This window comes from Paenibacillus sp. Y301 (genome assembly GCF_059445505.1).
This window is the reverse complement of the sequence record NZ_JCAIUL010000010.1, coordinates 52,284-69,050: the sequence shown is the minus strand read 5'-3', so window position 1 is coordinate 69,050 and position 16,767 is coordinate 52,284. Positions and strand designations below refer to the sequence as shown.

At 42.6% G+C, this 16,767-nt stretch carries 16 protein-coding genes; all 16 read left to right on the top strand.

Translation table 11 applies throughout. The annotated features are described in order from the left end of the window. Positions 1 to 144 precede the first annotated feature (144 nt). The 16 genes from AC1D69_RS17465 (at position 145) to AC1D69_RS17390 (ending at position 16,728) form a co-directional block, all read left to right on the top strand. Positions 145 to 1,641 carry a nitrate/nitrite transporter gene (locus AC1D69_RS17465; RefSeq protein WP_495457426.1) on the top strand — a complete coding sequence of 499 codons (1,497 nt, stop codon included), beginning with the start codon at positions 145 to 147 and terminating at the stop codon, positions 1,639 to 1,641. A gap of 6 nt (positions 1,642 to 1,647) precedes the next feature. Then, positions 1,648 to 2,100, top strand: coding sequence for a hypothetical protein (locus AC1D69_RS17460; protein ID WP_495457425.1), 453 nt, complete (start codon positions 1,648 to 1,650; stop codon positions 2,098 to 2,100). Further along, positions 2,078 to 2,407: a hypothetical protein gene (locus AC1D69_RS17455; RefSeq protein ID WP_495457424.1), complete on the top strand. Its 330-nt coding sequence runs from the start codon at positions 2,078 to 2,080 to the stop codon at positions 2,405 to 2,407. Before AC1D69_RS17460 ends, AC1D69_RS17455 begins: the two co-directional genes overlap by 23 nt. 23 nt (positions 2,408 to 2,430) lie before the next feature. Next, positions 2,431 to 2,700, top strand: a complete 270-nt coding sequence (locus AC1D69_RS17450; RefSeq protein ID WP_495457423.1) for a hypothetical protein — start codon at positions 2,431 to 2,433, stop codon at positions 2,698 to 2,700. Between the two features lie 5 nt (positions 2,701 to 2,705). Continuing rightward, positions 2,706 to 6,389: a nitrate reductase subunit alpha gene (locus tag AC1D69_RS17445; protein WP_495457422.1), complete on the top strand. Its 3,684-nt coding sequence runs from the start codon at positions 2,706 to 2,708 to the stop codon at positions 6,387 to 6,389. Continuing rightward, positions 6,379 to 7,872, top strand: a complete 1,494-nt coding sequence (gene narH / locus AC1D69_RS17440; RefSeq protein ID WP_495457421.1) for a nitrate reductase subunit beta — start codon at positions 6,379 to 6,381, stop codon at positions 7,870 to 7,872. Before AC1D69_RS17445 ends, narH begins: the two co-directional genes overlap by 11 nt. Positions 7,873 to 7,875: 3 nt before the next feature. Continuing rightward, positions 7,876 to 8,541: a nitrate reductase molybdenum cofactor assembly chaperone gene (gene narJ / locus AC1D69_RS17435; protein WP_495457420.1), complete on the top strand. Its 666-nt coding sequence runs from the start codon at positions 7,876 to 7,878 to the stop codon at positions 8,539 to 8,541. A gap of 13 nt (positions 8,542 to 8,554) precedes the next feature. After that, positions 8,555 to 9,247 (top strand): respiratory nitrate reductase subunit gamma, encoded by a 693-nt coding sequence (narI, locus tag AC1D69_RS17430; RefSeq protein WP_495457419.1) that lies wholly within the window; start codon positions 8,555 to 8,557, stop codon positions 9,245 to 9,247. 63 nt (positions 9,248 to 9,310) lie between these two features. Further along, complete coding sequence (moaA, locus tag AC1D69_RS17425; protein ID WP_495457418.1) at positions 9,311 to 10,330, top strand: GTP 3',8-cyclase MoaA; 1,020 nt, start codon at positions 9,311 to 9,313, stop codon at positions 10,328 to 10,330. Positions 10,331 to 10,482: 152 nt separating this feature from the next. Then, positions 10,483 to 11,595, top strand: a complete 1,113-nt coding sequence (locus AC1D69_RS17420) for a DNA alkylation repair protein (protein WP_495457417.1) — start codon at positions 10,483 to 10,485, stop codon at positions 11,593 to 11,595. Between the two features lie 226 nt (positions 11,596 to 11,821). Continuing rightward, positions 11,822 to 12,151, top strand: a complete 330-nt coding sequence (locus AC1D69_RS17415) for a PadR family transcriptional regulator (RefSeq protein ID WP_495457416.1) — start codon at positions 11,822 to 11,824, stop codon at positions 12,149 to 12,151. A 14-nt stretch (positions 12,152 to 12,165) separates the two neighbouring features. Then, positions 12,166 to 13,029, top strand: coding sequence for a pentapeptide repeat-containing protein (locus AC1D69_RS17410; protein WP_495457415.1), 864 nt, complete (start codon positions 12,166 to 12,168; stop codon positions 13,027 to 13,029). Positions 13,030 to 13,052: 23 nt separating this feature from the next. Continuing rightward, positions 13,053 to 13,814 (top strand): ABC transporter ATP-binding protein, encoded by a 762-nt coding sequence (locus tag AC1D69_RS17405; protein WP_495457414.1) that lies wholly within the window; start codon positions 13,053 to 13,055, stop codon positions 13,812 to 13,814. Then, positions 13,815 to 14,582, top strand: a complete 768-nt coding sequence (locus AC1D69_RS17400) for an ABC transporter permease (protein ID WP_495457413.1) — start codon at positions 13,815 to 13,817, stop codon at positions 14,580 to 14,582. A 306-nt stretch (positions 14,583 to 14,888) separates the two neighbouring features. Then, positions 14,889 to 15,992: an ArsR family transcriptional regulator gene (locus tag AC1D69_RS17395; RefSeq protein ID WP_495457412.1), complete on the top strand. Its 1,104-nt coding sequence runs from the start codon at positions 14,889 to 14,891 to the stop codon at positions 15,990 to 15,992. 19 nt (positions 15,993 to 16,011) lie between these two features. Then, positions 16,012 to 16,728: a class I SAM-dependent methyltransferase gene (locus AC1D69_RS17390; protein WP_495457411.1), complete on the top strand. Its 717-nt coding sequence runs from the start codon at positions 16,012 to 16,014 to the stop codon at positions 16,726 to 16,728. Positions 16,729 to 16,767 lie beyond the last annotated feature (39 nt).

Sequence of the window (16,767 nt, the reverse complement as noted above, 5' to 3'; positions counted from 1 at the left end):
TTCGAATAATCAGGTAAAAACTATCTCGGTTAATAACCTATTATTAGAATAAAACAAGTAATTTAAAATGTTTAAAATTGGTTGATTTCGGCTATACATAAAGTAACACTTTTTTTCAAATTATTTATAGAGGGAGGGAATGGTTTGATTCGCAAAATTCAATTAACCTTACAGACGGGTAGTCTAGTAGCCTCATTCATGTGCTGGGTGCTGATATCTTCATTAATGACATACATCCAAACAGATATACCACTAACCCCTAATCAATCCACATGGGCTACCGCTATTCCGGTTATTTTGGGTTCAATTTTGCGTATTCCGATAGGCTTTTTAACGAATCGATTTGGTGCTCGAGTGTTATTTGTTATTAGCTTTATAGCTCTTTTAGTTCCGATTTGGTATCTTTCGATTTCCGACTCATTTTTAGATTTGATGATTAGTGGCTTATTTTTGGGAATTGGTGGAGCGACATTCACTATTGGTGTTACTTCCCTTCCAAAGTATTATCCTAAAGAGAAACATGGAACAATTAACGGAATTTATGGCGTAGGAAATATGGGCACAGCGTTCACTACCTTCGGTGCTCCAATTCTAGCGAATACAATGGGTTGGAGAGCAGCCATCTACTGTTATTTGGTACTTGTTGCTGTATTTGCAATATTGAATTTTTTGTTAGGAGACAAACAAGAAACCAAGGTCAATATATCTATCAGGGAACAGTTTAGTAAAGTGTCTCACAATGAAAAATTGTGGTTTCTGAGTTTGTTCTATTTCATCACATTTGGATCGTTTGTCGCCTTTACGGTCTATTTACCGAATTTTTTTGTTAATCAATTTGCTCTGGATAAAGTGGATGCAGGATTACGAACAGCTGGATTTATTGTTCTAGCAACACTACTAAGACCTGTGGGAGGCATTCTTTCCGACAAGTTGAACCCTTTCAAGGTGCTCATGGTTGTGTTCGGTGGGCTAACCTTATCTGGTATTTTACTATCTTTCAACTTGAATATGGTGCTATTCACGATTGGATGCTTGGCTGTAGCGGTGTTTAGTGGGATTGGAAATGGAGCCGTATTTAAGCTTGTCCCACAATACTTTTCCAAACAGATGGGTATAGTCAACGGGATTGTAGCTGCAGCCGGAGGTTTAGGTGGGTTCTTTCCACCATTAATGTTGACTTCACTATACGGATTAACTGGACATTATTCTATTGGCTTCATGGCTCTTTCTGAGGCTGCTCTTGCTAGTCTGGTGATCGTATTCTGGATGTCCTTCCAAGACAAATTACAATTATCTAATGACATAATTGATTCAACTGCTGATGCCGTGATGGTGACAAATAACAAGAGCATCATCGTTTCGGTGAACCATGCTTTCACGCAAGTTACAGGTTATTCGCAAGATGAAGTCTTGGGAAAGACACCTAAGATTCTCAGTTCGGGTCAACATGATCACACTTTCTATGAATCCTTTTGGAAGGAATTATTAGAGAAAGGGCAGTGGCAGGGTGAGATCACAAATAAGCAAGCTGATGGACATCTATTTCAAGAATGGCTAACGGTTAGTGCAATCAAAGATGATCAAGATGTGGTAAAAAACTATGTAGCCATATTCAGTGATATTTCAAAGAAAAAGGAGTGATATACAATGTCAGGACCTGCTTTGAGAAATGTAGATAGTCATTCTTCGATCCATGAAGCGGCTCTCGAAGAAGCCAAAGAATTAACCGGGTTATTGGGTCAATTCCTTATGAAGGATGAACTGGATAAAGCTTTGGATGTCGCCTATATCATCATTGAACATTGGGAGACGAGAACACTTCAACACGCAACAAGTGAAGAGGAAGGTTTATATAAAGAAACGGTAGAAGCCAAGCCAGAATTAAGGGATTTGATCACCAGCTTGACAAGAGATCATAATCTTATGAGAGACCTAGCTGGTGAGATTAGGGAATTACTGGTTAGTGAAGGTGTTAGTGATAAAATCCTTCAACGATTTCATGCTTTAATGCTAATTGATTTAATTCATAACCGAGATGAGCTACAGATGATCGGAGAAGAACTGGAGGAATCGTCACATGAATCTGATGAAGCTGTCTAGTTCTAAGGATAATTTGCTAGAGAAGCCACTCCAATATATTCATCCAGAGCTATATCTTATACTTACAAAGGAATTAGACTACTTTAATTTGCACCCCTATGATGTAAAAGCTGGGGCTATTTCTAATCAGGATGGAATCACAGTCTTTCTTCGATACGGAGAGAATCTCTCTCATATGAAGGAACATTATTGGGTTTGGAAGACGATTAAAGAGAATCAGATAGAGGTCAAAGAAACCTTTCATTCTACTGGAGAAGATATTAAGAAAGCATTAATTGCGGATTACTTCAAGATGATGAAACCATGAGAAGATTGAAGGAGGGGTAACGTATGTCTATAACACATGATGAACAGTATCTTGATTTAGATCGAGAGGATTTGAACGCCATTCTTGATATGCGGTTTGGTGAAATCCCATTACAAATCGCACAAAAAGTCGATAGTATACAAGACCTTAATCAGTTGCAAAGACTTATCATTGTAGCTTGTAACGCCCCTGAATGGAATGTCTTTCTGGAGGAACTGTATCAGGATGATCAGGCTAATAAGCTAGTAGGTGAACGTTTCAATCCTATGGGAATTACTTCGATGAAAGGGTGAAATAAGTGAGCAGCAAACAGAATAAATTACTGCAATCCTTAAAGCATCTAAAACGTGGAGAGAAATTTAACGACGGCTGGTCTGAGGAGACCGTTAAACCAAGAGAATGGGAAGATCTTTATCGTGGACGTTGGCAACATGATAAAGTTGTTCGCTCAACTCATGGTGTTAACTGTACGGGATCCTGCAGCTGGAAGGTTTTTGTGAAAGATGGCATTATCACTTGGGAAACTCAACAAACGGATTATCCAACAACAGGCCCTAACTTCCCCGAGTATGAACCCCGTGGCTGTCCACGTGGTGCCAGCTTTTCTTGGTATACCTACAGTCCTATAAGAGTGAAATATCCCTACATCCGTGGAGATCTCTTGGAATTATGGAGATCTGAAATGAAACAAGGTCATGATCCCGTAACAGCTTGGTCGAATATTGTGAACAATCCTAGTAAGAGAGAGCTTTATGTGAAGGCTAGAGGTAGAGGAGGACTTGTGAGAGCAAGTTGGGAAGAAGCGTGTCAGATCATTGCCGCGTCTAGCATTCATACGATCAAGAAATATGGCCCTGACCGTATTGTTGGATTCAGTCCAATCCCTGCTATGTCCATGGTGAGTTATGCTGCAGGTACACGCTTTTTATCACTGATCGGGGGTACCATTCTGAGTTTCTATGATTGGTATGCCGATTTACCACCTGCTTCACCGCAAATATGGGGAGAACAGACCGACGTTCCTGAGAGTGGGGACTGGTATAATGCTAAGTATTTCATCATATGGGGAACCAATTTACCTCAAACGCGTACACCGGATGCCCATTTCATGGTAGAGGCACGTTATAACGGAACAAAAGTAGTAGGTGTCAGCCCTGACTATGCGGAATATGAGAAATTCGCTGATATTTGGCTTCCGGCAAAAGCAGGAACGGATGGAGCATTAGCGATGGCTATGACCCATGTCGTTCTTAAGGAATTCTATGTAGATCAGCAGACCCCTTACTTTCAGGATTATGTCAAAAAGTTTACCGATCTCCCCTTCTTAGTTCTTCTTAAGGAGGAAAACGGAAGCATTCGTTCAGATCGTTTCTTACGCGCCTCCGATCTTAATGATGATCTGGATTTAGCAGAGTGGAAAACACTTGTGTGGGACTCGGTAACAGAAGCACCTTATGTTCCTAACGGAAGTCAGGGTTTTCGCTGGGATAACGGAAGTAATTGGAATCTTGATCTAGAAAAAGATGATGGTACGGTTATTCAACCTGAATTAACATTTATTGATGCTTCGCAAGAAGTCCTGTTGGTAGATTTCCCATATTTCGCTGAACAAGAGGGAGAGATCGTCCAACGTGGCGTTCCAGTTAAATATATTCAAAGTGAATCAGGTGAAATTCTTAAGGTAGCTACTGTGTACGATTTAATGTTGGCTCATGTAGGTGTAAACCGAGACTTAATCGGAGATTATCCAATCGATTATAATGACGTCAAACCATACACACCTGCTTGGCAAGAAGGTATCACTGGTGTAAAGAAGGCACATGTTATTCAGGTTGCTAGAGAGTTTGCCGAGAATGCGGCCAAAACAGGTGGGAAATCCATGATTGCCATGGGTGGAGGAACGAATCACTGGTACCACAGTGATCAAATTTACCGTTCTATTCTAAATCTGGTTCTGTTGACTGGATCACAAGGTGTCAATGGTGGTGGTTGGGCCCATTATGTTGGACAAGAGAAGGTTCGACCACTCGAAGGCTGGCAACAGGTGGCTTTTGCTGGGGATTGGACTAAACCATCAAGATTAATGAATGGTACATCATTTTTCTACTTCGCAACCGAACAGTTCCGTTACGAAGCACATGTTAATGAGGAAGAACAGACACCATGGGGTGGACGTTATAACCATATGCATCCTGCTGATGTCAATGCGATGTCAGTGCGGTTAGGTTGGTTACCGTCATTCCCTCAATTCTCACAGAACTCGATCGATCTCGTACGTGAAGCAAGAGAGAATGGTGCGAAGACGGATGAGGAAGCCACCCAATATATTGCGAATCAGGCTGCGAAGGATGAAATACAATGGGCTATTGAGCATCCAAATGACCCGCGCAATTTTCCACGTGTCTTCTTTAACTGGCGTTCTAATCTCTTAGGTGACAGTGGAAAAGGTCATGAATATTTCGCCAAACATTTAATTGGTGCCGATAACCAAGTCATGACGGATACGACACATTCATGGAAACCGAAAGATGTCCACACGGATGAGGTTCCGCCAGAAGGGAAAACAGATCTCTTCGTAAGCATGGATTTCCGCATGACGAGTTCTGGACTCTTCTCGGATATCGTATTACCTGCTGCGACATGGTATGAAAAATTCGATCTGAGTAGCACGGATATGCATCCATTCGTTCATCCCTTTAACCCAGCCATATCTCCTCCATGGCAGGCGAAAAGTGATTGGGATACTTTCCGAGAAATTGCCAAGGTATTCACTGAAATGGCTGAGAAGCATCTACCCGCAACAGAGGATGTCGTCATGTCACCACTCGCACATGATACACCTAATGAAATAGCACAAGTAAACGGTAAAATAAAGGATTGGCGCAAAGGTGAAACGCCTGCTATTCCAGGAAAAACGATGCCAACGTTTCAAATTGTCCAGCGGGATTATCCAAACGTCTATCAGAAGATGATTACAATCGGTCCGAACATCAAGAACGGATATACCGTCAAAGGTGTTACCATTCCTGGCGAGAAGGTATATGGTCAACTTGTTGAACAGTTGGGTGTCTCAAGAAATGATGGGGTTGGTAAAGGATATCCTAATTTGTATACGGATAAACAGGCGATCGAAGCGATTCTACTCATGTCCGGTGCCACGAATGGTCAAAGAGCTGTTGAAGGATGGAAGTCTATGGAGGCAAAGACGGGTAAGAAATTAACCGAAATTGCAGAGCCACGCGAAGAAGAAGCTTATACACTCCAAGATATAACGGTTCAGCCACGTCACGCCATATCTACCCCCGTATGGAGTGGATTAGAAAAGGATAATCGGCGATATTCTCCATTTACACTCAACACGGAATATGGTATTCCTTGGAGAACATTAACGGGTAGACAAAGTTTCTATCTAGATCACGAGATGATGTTGGACTTCGGTGAAGCTCTTCCACTATATTTACCACCTTTGGAACATGTACCTTTCCTCCGAGGAGAAACCGAAGTACCAAACACGGGTAAATCAATTGCTATAAGATATTTGACTCCTCATCAGAAATGGGGAATTCATACCATGTTCACGGAAACCAACCAAATGTCTACACTATTTCGAGGCTGGCAGGTTGTCTGGATGAATGAGAAAGATGCAGCTTCGATTGACATCAAAGATAATGATTGGATCGAATTATACAACCGCAATGGTGTTGTCGTAGCAAGAGCGGTTACCACTTATCGCATACCCGAAGGTATTGCTTATATGTATCATGCACAGGATCGAACCATGGGTGTTCCCGGTACTGCGATCAATAAGAAGCGAGGCGGTACGCATAACAGTGTGACCAGAATTACGGTGAAACCAACGCATATGATTGGTGGATATTCACAACTTAGTTATGGGTTTAATTATTATGGGCCTACAGGTAATCAGAGAGATACCATTACGATTATCAGACCACTGAAGGAGGTAGACTGGCTTGAGGATTAAAGCACAAGTCGCTATGGTGATGAACCTCGACAAATGTATAGGTTGTCATACTTGCTCTGTCACCTGTAAGAATACTTGGACCAATAGACCCGGAGCAGAATATATGTGGTTTAACAATGTGGAGACACGTCCTGGACCTGGTTACCCGAAGCAATGGGAAGATACTCAAAAGTATAAGGGGGGCTGGGTACTACGTAATGGTAAACTAACTCTTCGCGCAGGGGGACCGATTACGAAGTTAGCGAATCTCTTCTACAATCCTGACATGGCACAATTGGATAATTTCTACGAACCGTGGACTTATGATTATGAACATTTAATTAATAGTCCAAAAAAGAAGAACCTTCCTGTTGCTCGTCCTAAATCGATGATTACAGGAGAGTTTATTGATAAACCGACATGGGGCCCGAACTGGGACGATGACTTAGCAGGCGGTAGTGAAATTGTACCGCTTGACCCCAATATTAAGAATCTTCATGAACATATCGCGATGGAATACGAGAAGACATTCATGATGTACTTGCCACGAATTTGTGAGCATTGCTTGAATCCATCTTGCGTCGCGTCCTGTCCATCAGGAGCTCTTTATAAACGTGATGAGGACGGTATCGTTCTTGTAGATCAAGATGCTTGTCGTGGTTGGCGTTTCTGTATGAATGGTTGTCCTTATCATAAGGTGTATTACAACTGGAACACCCATAAAGCTGAGAAATGTAATTTCTGTTATCCTCGGACGGAAGCAGGTCTAGCAACGATATGTTCTGAAACATGTGTAGGGCGCATTCGCTATATCGGAGTCGTTCTCTACGATGCAGATAAAGTGAAAAGTGCAGCCTCTGTGGAAGATCCGAAAGATTTATATGAATCTCAGCTATCTGTATTCCAGGATCCCTTCGATCCCAAAGTAATCGAAGCTGCAAGACAAGCTGGTATTACTGATCCCTGGATCGAAGCAGCACAACAATCACCTGTATATAAATTAGCTATGAAATGGAAAGTTGCACTCCCGCTACATCCCGAATATCGGACACTTCCGATGGTATGGTATGTGCCACCGTTAAGCCCGATTATGAATCATATCGAAGAAGATGAACTTCAAACGGACCATTATATTCCGGCAGTCGATCAAATGCGCATTCCTATGGAATATCTAGCCTCATTGTTATCAGCTGGAGATACCCAAGTTATTCGTCAAGTCTTATTGAAGATGACGGCCATGCGTGTGCATATGCGGCAAAAATCCGTTGGGGGAATGGATGAACTTGAGCACAGCAAGTTACTAGAAGAATCCGGTATGAGTGTCGAAGACATTGAAGATATGGCCCGTTTATTTGCGGTTGCTAAATATAATGAACGGTTCGTTATTCCAACTGGAAGAAGAGAAATGGATGACAACCTACATTATAAGCAGGGCGCTTGTAGCATCGAGGGCATTGCACCACCTGAAGGTTTGGTCACTAATCCATTTAAGAGAGGGGTGTAACCTTTGAATGAAGAACAACGCTTGATCTTAGCCATTGTATCGCGAGTTGTCGGATACCCAGACGATTCCTTCTTTGACGAAAAGGACGATCTACTTCAAATGATCCATGATGAAATTCAGCAGGAAGATGTCAAAGATCGGTTGCTGGAAGCTTTAGAACCTCTGTATACATTATCTCTCCAAGCGCTTAGAGAAGCATATGTAACGACATTTGATTGGACGGAAAGTACAGGACTTTACTTAACGGCACATGAACTTGGAGACAGTAGAGATCGAGGAGCGGCCCTCATTCTTCTACAACACATCATCGCTGATGCTGGATTCGAATTAGCTGCTGGAGAGTTGGCTGATTATATGCCAGCTCTCTATGAATTAATTGCTGTTGCTCCTGAGAATGTTCATTTAAAGGCGATTCAGCTTCGCCTCTCCGTCGCATCCCATCGGATTGCGAAGAATCTACCTCAGGATCATCCTTATGCACCAACCTACAAGTTAATTGTTAGTGATGTACTAGGGGAACCCACAGCCGAAGACATACAGAAGCTGGAGCAATCGAGGGAACATACAGATATAGAGGATATGCCTTATCCTATCTTGTATGGTATGGATGGTATGGCCAAAACGGATAACCCTAATAATCCTATGTCTAACATGAAAATGTGTCAATGAAAGGAGCTTTATCATGGCCGATATCTTTTGGTGGGTCATTTTTCCATATATCACTTTAGCCATTATGATCGTAGGGCTACTGTACAAATTCGCCTTTCGCCAGATGACTTGGACTGCACCATCCACAGAGATTTTTGAGAAAAAGTGGCTGCGAATCGGTTCAAGGATGTTCCATTGGGGAATTATATTTGCTTTTGGTGGTCATGTCATGGGAGTGTTAATCCCCCGCGGTGTGTATCAAGCCCTTGGTGTATCTGATGAGCTCTATCACCTGTTCGCGATAATAGGTGGCGGACTAGCTGGCTTAATGGTTGTTGCAGGACTTATTTTCCTACTCATTCGGAAAATAACGAACAACCGTGTTCGCATGCATGCCAGTTTTGCCGATTACTTCGCAGTGATCATGCTTCTAATCATTGCTGGGATGGGAACATATATGACTCTAATTTATAACACCACCGTGTCCTCCTACGAGTATCGAACTACGATAGGTCCATGGTTTAGGAGCTTGTTCATCTTTCAGCCAGAATACCAATTGATGAGTGAAGTTCCGCTCCTTTTCCAAATACACATTATTGTTGCCTTTCTATTGTTCGCGTCAATTCCCTTTACGATGTTGGTGCATATGTTTTCCTTTCCTGCGCGTTACCCAGCACGAGCGCCATTACAATACCGATCAAGATCTCGTTATAAAAAAAGAAACTAACATGATATAATACTCACAATAGAGAAAAGAAGGATAGGCACCTTGGAGAGGAGGCCATATTACATGAACCAGCATATTACTGTTAAGGATCGGCTCCAAAGGCCACTTCGAGACTTAAGAATATCGGTGACGGATCGTTGTAATTTTCGTTGCAGATACTGCATGCCAGCAGAAATTTTTGGTTCAGGTTATGCATTTTTAGATCATGAGCAATTGCTTACGTTTGAAGAACTGACTCGATTAACTAGCATCTTTACGCAACTGGGTGTGGAGAAAATTCGTATTACCGGAGGAGAACCACTGCTTAGAAAAGATATTCCGAAGCTTGTATCTATGATTAACGAGATAGATGGAGTCAAAGATATTGCCTTAACTACGAATGGGTCCTTATTATCTAAGCTAGCAGGGAACCTTTATGAATCAGGACTACACAGAGTCTCGGTAAGCTTAGATAGTTTAGATCATGATAGATTTGCGGCAATGAATGGTGTTGGATACCAAGTGAAACCCATTCTCGAAGGGATAGATGCTGCATCTAGCGCGGGTATGTCTGTTAAGATCAATATGGTTGTCAAAAAAGGAACCAATGATAGCGATATTATCCCGATGGCGCAATACTTCAAAGAAAAAGGTCACACGCTGCGGTTCATCGAATATATGGATGTAGGAAATAGTAACGGTTGGAAACTTGATCAAGTCGTACCTAATCAATTCATAATTGATCAAATCCATGCAGTCATGCCACTGGAACCGATTGAACCTAATTATTATGGAGAAGTCGCCAGCCGTTACCGTTATGTAGGAACGGATACAGAGATTGGCCTTATTTCTTCAGTAACTCAAGCTTTCTGTTCGACTTGTACACGAGCTCGTTTATCTGCTGAAGGACGCCTATTCACTTGTTTATTCGGATCTAAAGGCACTGATCTTCGGACACCGCTGAGAGAGGGCTTTAGTGATGAGCAATTGATGGAGCTAATTAGCAAGGTGTGGAGCAAACGAGATGATCACTATTCAGAGGAACGGTTATCTAATACCATTAGCCATGTTAACAAACCTGAAATGTCCTATTTGGGAGGATGATGAATTACACTGGGCAAAAGAATACGTCTCAAAACGAAGAAACCTTGTAATTATGGAGGTTTCTTTTTTTAATCTGATTATACAAGACATATAGATGTCTAGTTCGGTATGTTATGTTTTTAACATGACAGATGGCAACAAGGAGAAAAATAGTGGCAGAACCGTTGAAGGATATGTACAATGAAGAATTTCTACGTGGATTTGGAGAGAAAATACGCACTGTTTATGGTGATTTTGAAACAGAGGGGTTTGTGGCAACTGCTATAGACGATACATGGCACGCACTTGAACTAAAAGCTCGGATGAGACGAATCACCGTAACGCTTGGGCAATATCTGCCGGATTCTTACGAAGAGGCACTGGATATACTGTACGCAATTGATGAGAGTTGTATTGGATTTCCGTATTTGTTCTTCCCCGATTTTGTTGAGGTATATGGACAGAAAGAAGAAGATTGGGAAATTTCAATGAAGGCACTAGAGCGATTTACACAAAAGTCATCCGCTGAATTTGCCGTGAGGTCATTTCTTATAAGTGATCCCGAGCGAATGATGTGTCAAATGCTAACGTGGGCGGATCATTCAGATGAACATGTTCGGAGACTTGCTTCTGAGGGATGCCGGCCACGCCTGCCATGGGGACAAGCACTTCCGATGTTTAAGCGTGAACCGGCACCAATTCTCCCTGTATTGGAGTTACTGAAGGCTGATTCATCATTGTATGTACGCAAAAGTGTCGCAAACAACCTAAATGATATCGTGAAGGATAACCCTTCAGTCGTGATAGATATTGCTCGACGCTGGAAAGGGTATCATCCAGATACCGATTGGATCGTGAGACATGGCTGTCGAACGTTAATCCGTAAGGCTAATCCTGAGATTATGTCGTTGTTCGGATATGCAGAACCTACAGCAGGTAGCAAATCCATTACAACGCATGCCTCATTGTCAGTAGAACCAAGTGTGCTAACTATCGGCGAGATAAGTGAGTTACGCTATGAACTTCGCGTCCAGGAAGGTGAACCAGCAGCACATATTCGTATCGAATACGCAATCGACTTCGTAAAGTCTAAGGGACATACATCACGCAAATCATTCCTTTTATCTGACAAAACAGTAGCTGGTGGAACACATCTCAAGGCGTTACGGAAGCATAGTTGGAAGGACCTAACCACACGTCGTCATTATCCTGGCGAACATCGAATTTCTCTACTCGTAAACGGAATAGAAGTTGCGTATGTGAAGGTGAATCTTACTAACGATTAAGGAAGGTTATGTATACCAAGTGAAGTGTCATTAAAGATGAATAAATATAATAAATTGTGTAGAGTAGGCCACCGTATTCACATTTGGTTGCCTACTTTATTTGGGTCGTTCCAGTGATGAAGTTATAAAATTAAATTCGAAGTAGGAACATAAAAGTAATATAATTAATATACTACCTTGACAGTCACAGTAATGTGTCGTATCATGTGAATGCGGGGGTGATTACATGAGCGACAACAAAATTACATCCGACCTGCTTCGAGGACATACCGATACGATGATTTTACGGCTCTTATCCGAATCAGATCGCTACGGGTACGAGATTGTCAAGCTGATTGCCGAGCGTTCTGGTGGCGAGTATGAGTTGAAGGAAGCCACGATGTACTCTAGCGTCCGACGGCTTGAGGCGGATGGTGATATCGAGTGGTATTGGGGCGATGAGTCTCAGGGTGGACGGCGTAAATATTTCAGAATTACCGAAAAGGGAAAGACTGCTTACGCTCGTAACAAAAGCAACTGGGAATACGCTAAGCGCGTGCTTGAAGACTTATTATAAGGAGAGTTGAAGCTATGAATGAGAAATTAACCAACTATTTGAACGGTGTTTTCGCACCTTACGATGGGGTAAAGAGCGTCACCGAATTGAAGACTGACTTGCATTCCGATTTGCAGGAGCGCTTTAATGAACTCAAGGCCGAGGGCAAGGATGATGAAACCGCCTTTGAGATGACCATTGACAGCATCGGCGACATTGAGCAAACGGTACAGGAAGTCGCCAACCTTTCCCGCTCGCTGGAGCGGCAGGTGGTGACGAACTTTATCGGAAGCAATCTAGCTAAGAGCGACTTTGCAGGCGTTACGGCCCATAAAGGACAGTTTAAAGGGAGTGCACTTCATGGTTCAGACTTTTCGGGTGCTGATTTGACCGGCAGCACGTTTGCGAGCAGCGATGTTCGCGAAGCAAACTTTGATGGCGCGAATCTGACAGATTGCAGCCTGTCCGGTCTTGATCTTTCGAATGCAAGCTTCCATAAATCGATTCTTGTACGCACCAACTTCAGCTCGTCGATGCTAGACGGTGCAAAATTCATAGGTGTAAAACTGACCGACGTCAAATTGAACACAACCTTACTCAGTAAAACAATCTTTGAAAACTGTATCTTTGACGGCGTGGAGTTCAATTCTTCCGCTCTGGGAGGGCTGTGTTTTGACGGGCAAACCTTTATCGGTGTTAAGTTTGACAAATCCGCATTGAATGAAGTTTCGTTTAAGGGTGCGACACTCAAGAACGTGTCTTTTCCGACATCTTCGTGGTCTAAAAAGTATTACCGTGTCATCAAAACCGTCTGCTTTGACGGAGCGATGATGGATAAGTTGACATATGCCTCTCTTAAAGGCATGGGTGCCGATTTGTCGGGGGTTACTGTTATTTAAATCCAATATGAGGAGGAATGAATATGAAAAACATAGCCATTCAGGTGAACGGGTTGCAAAAATCCTACAAACAGCTACAAGTCCTAAAAGGCGTAGATTTCGAGGTGGAAAAGGGTAGTATTTTCGCACTGCTCGGCTCCAACGGGGCGGGCAAGACAACAGTTGTCAAAATCCTCACCACGCTGCTCAGACAAGACAGCGGAACTGCCACTGTAAACGGATTCGATGTTGCGTTACAGCCCGACCGTGTACGTCAGGCGATCAGCCTGACCGGGCAATTTGCCGCAGTGGACGAAATGCTGACCGGACGAGAAAATCTGATCATGATTGCCAAACTGCGACACCTCAACAATCCACGTCAGGTTGCGGACGACTTGCTTAAACGCTTCGGCCTGACTGACGCTGCCGATCGTAGGGCGTCTACTTATTCGGGCGGTATGCGCCGCAGGCTTGACATCGCCTTGAGTCTTGTAGGGAAACCGCAGCTTATTTTCCTCGACGAGCCAACCACTGGGCTTGACCCCGAGGCTCGCATTGAGACTTGGAAGATTGTCAAGGAGCTTGCCGACGGTGGAACGACGGTATTCCTGACCACGCAGTATTTGGAGGAGGCTGAGCAGCTAGCCGACCGAATTGCTATTCTGCATGAGGGTAGAATTATCGCAAGTGGTACGCTCGCGGATCTAAAAAAGCTGTTCCCATCTGCAAAGGTGGAATATGTTGAAAAACAGCCGACATTGGAAGAGATTTTCCTCTCAATCATCGGCAAAAAGGAGGCTATGTAAATGGAGACAGCAAAGAACCACTTTTTCAGCGATATGGGTGTTATGCTCGGACGTTCCATGCGTCATATTTTCCGCAGTATGGACACCATCGTCACGGTCTGCATCACTCCGATTGCAATGATGCTACTATTCGTCTATGTGTTTGGCGGTGCTATCCAAACCGGTACAGATAACTATGTGAACTACCTGTTGCCCGGTATCCTGCTGATTGCGATTGCAAGCGGAATATCCTATACAGCTTACCGCCTATTTCTGGATAAGCAACGGGGCATCCTTGAGCGGTTCCACACCATGCCGATCTCACGTTCCGCTGTGCTGTGGGGGCATGTCCTGACCTCGGTAGTATCCAATATTATATCGGTCGTCGTAATCATTCTTGTAGCGCTCATAATGGGCTTTCGCTCGTCGGCGGGGGTACTGCCTTGGCTTGCTGTAGCCGGTATACTCGTACTATTTACACTGGCTTTGACTTGGATCGCAGCGATTGCTGGACTATCCGCTAAATCGGTAGAAGGTGCAAGCGCGTTTTCCTATCCGCTTATCTTCCTACCGTTCATCAGTTCCGCATTTGTGCCTACCGAATCAATGCCATCGATCGTTCGCGCCTTTGCCAATAACCAGCCAGTAACCTCGATCGTGGAAGCCATCCGTGCGTTGCTATCTGGTCAGCCGGTGGGCAATGAAATATGGGTCGCGCTTGCATGGTGCATTGGGATTATGCTCATAGCCTACTTCTTTGCGATGAGGGTGTATAAAAGGAGGTTGTAAATTAGCTAAAAAGGAAGCTGCGATTTAGAACTATACTATCAGGTTATCTGCTGCGTTTTCTATTCCAATGATATAACTAAAAATTAGATATTGTTTAATGGGAAACGCCAAGCCGTAGACATCATACGCTTGGCGTATATTTTTGTAAAAAGAGACTCTAAGATCATAAAATCGATTCAGAATGATTCATGGTTGGTGGGGAATATTGCAGTTGCATTTATGGTAATTGTTTACACATGGCAGGAATATTGGTATAGTAATTATGTAAATAAATAATACGTAATTACGTAAATATTGGAGGCTGAAATGGTGAGTGATGAAGATTGGCGTATGGAGATTAACGCTTTGAAATCACAGATGACAGAACTTGAAAAACTTGTTCGTAGTATTGGGACCGGTCGTCCCTATGTCGGGTTCTCTGACGAGATGAATGAAGTTCATGCAGGTCATGATGAGGGTTCATCGGGTTACGTTTATTACGCAGGTCAGTATCAATCCAATGGACAAATATTACGTTGGGAACCAAAAGAAAGAGAATTAAAGCAGTTACTTAGTATTGGCACCGAGAAAATTTCGAAAATACTTTCCGCTCTAGGCAGTAAACCGCGTCTTGATATCATAACATCCATTCTTATCGAATCCCTTACTGGCACCGAAATCGTCGAGAAGTTAAGTCTAGGAACTACTGGGCAGTTATATCATCATTTAAAGGCATTACAAGGTGCTGATTTGTTGACTCAGGACACAAGTGGACGCTATACATTACCTGATCATCGCAAATTACCTCTCATTTTGTTGTTATCAGCTGTGGTAGATATGTTAGACACTAGCGATTATTTAGATATGGTTGAGGTAAGAAATTCAGCAGGATCATACCTAGGAAATAAAGCCAAGGATGGCTATGATGCTAATTTGCTGTTGTGGGCAGTAGTAGAGAATTCAGTTATCGAACACGTTGCCGGTTATGCCAATGAGGTCCATATTTTCTTACATCCGAATGGTGGTGCAACCGTTAGCGATAATGGTAGAGGTATACCTGTAAAAGCATTTGAAAACAGTAATAAATCAACGGTTCAAACGGTATTAACGGATATCGAAAGATTTAACAGTGAAGCCCCGTACCAAGTACCTGGTGCGGAAAAAGGGATAAGTATTGCGATCGTCAACGCTCTTACCTACAGTCTCGCTGTTGAGGTCCAAAGAGAAGGTTATATCTATCGCCAAGATTATAAACATGGTATACCACAATCCGATCTAATAACTGTCGGCGTTACACAATTAAGGGGTACCAGTATAACTTTTAAACCTGACCCTGAATTATTCGGTAAAGGCTTTGACAGAGATACCATTACGCAACAATTAGAGAGATTAGCATTGTCATATCCAAGCTTCACTGTATGTTTACATTGATGAAGGAGGAGGTAGAGTTATGACGGAGATGATTCATTCTAATGAGGATATCCTTAAGATGCTTGATTCCTTATTAAAGGAACAATCTAAATTTAATTGGAATACGTTCTATTCTGAAAGAGATAAGCCAATTCCCTTTTTCGTCAATGCTCCGGATGAAAACCTGGTCCAATATTTTAAGCATAATATACTCTCATCAGGAGGAAGGGTCCTAGACTTAGGTTGTGGACCGGGTAGAAATGCTATATATTTTGCCAAGCAAGGGTATGATGTTGATGCCGTAGATTCATCCCAAGAAGCTTTACAGTGGGGGATAGATAGAGCTAAAGAACAGGGAGTCCGTATCAATTTTTGTTTGAAAAATATTTTTGAAATGGAAATTCAGAATGCAGGATACGATGTAATATACGATTCCGGATGCTTTCACCATACTGCTCCACATCGAAGAATGGATTATGTGAACTTGCTAAATCAAGCTTTAAAACCTGGTGGATTTTTTGGTATTACCTGTTTTATTGAAAATGGTATTCAAGGTGGATCCGTTATGACGGATTGGGAAGTGTATCGTGACCGTAGTCTAAAAGGTGGACTTGGCTATACTCCTGAAAAATTAACATTGATTTTCAAAGATTTTGAAGTTGTTGAAATTCGTAGAATGCAGGATCTAGAACAGCCAAATGAATGTTTTGGTATATCCGGATTATGGACAGCATTATTTCAAAAAATATCCAAATGATATTGAGAAATCAACGAAATGAAATCAACATCGAAATGA

Bases quoted from the DNA above. Each gene is read 5' to 3' on its own strand.
- AC1D69_RS17460 (WP_495457425.1), top strand. From the start codon at position 1,648: ATGTCAGGACCTGCTTTGAGAAATGTAGATAGTCATTCTTCGATCCAT.
- AC1D69_RS17455 (WP_495457424.1), top strand. From the start codon at position 2,078: ATGAATCTGATGAAGCTGTCTAGTTCTAAGGATAATTTGCTAGAGAAG.
- AC1D69_RS17450 (WP_495457423.1), top strand. From the start codon at position 2,431: ATGTCTATAACACATGATGAACAGTATCTTGATTTAGATCGAGAGGAT.
- narI (WP_495457419.1), top strand. From the start codon at position 8,555: ATGGCCGATATCTTTTGGTGGGTCATTTTTCCATATATCACTTTAGCC.
- moaA (WP_495457418.1), top strand. From the start codon at position 9,311: ATGAACCAGCATATTACTGTTAAGGATCGGCTCCAAAGGCCACTTCGA.
- AC1D69_RS17415 (WP_495457416.1), top strand. From the start codon at position 11,822: ATGAGCGACAACAAAATTACATCCGACCTGCTTCGAGGACATACCGAT.
- AC1D69_RS17410 (WP_495457415.1), top strand. From the start codon at position 12,166: ATGAATGAGAAATTAACCAACTATTTGAACGGTGTTTTCGCACCTTAC.
- AC1D69_RS17405 (WP_495457414.1), top strand. From the start codon at position 13,053: ATGAAAAACATAGCCATTCAGGTGAACGGGTTGCAAAAATCCTACAAA.
- AC1D69_RS17400 (WP_495457413.1), top strand. From the start codon at position 13,815: ATGGAGACAGCAAAGAACCACTTTTTCAGCGATATGGGTGTTATGCTC.
- AC1D69_RS17395 (WP_495457412.1), top strand. From the start codon at position 14,889: ATGGTGAGTGATGAAGATTGGCGTATGGAGATTAACGCTTTGAAATCA.
- AC1D69_RS17390 (WP_495457411.1), top strand. From the start codon at position 16,012: ATGACGGAGATGATTCATTCTAATGAGGATATCCTTAAGATGCTTGAT.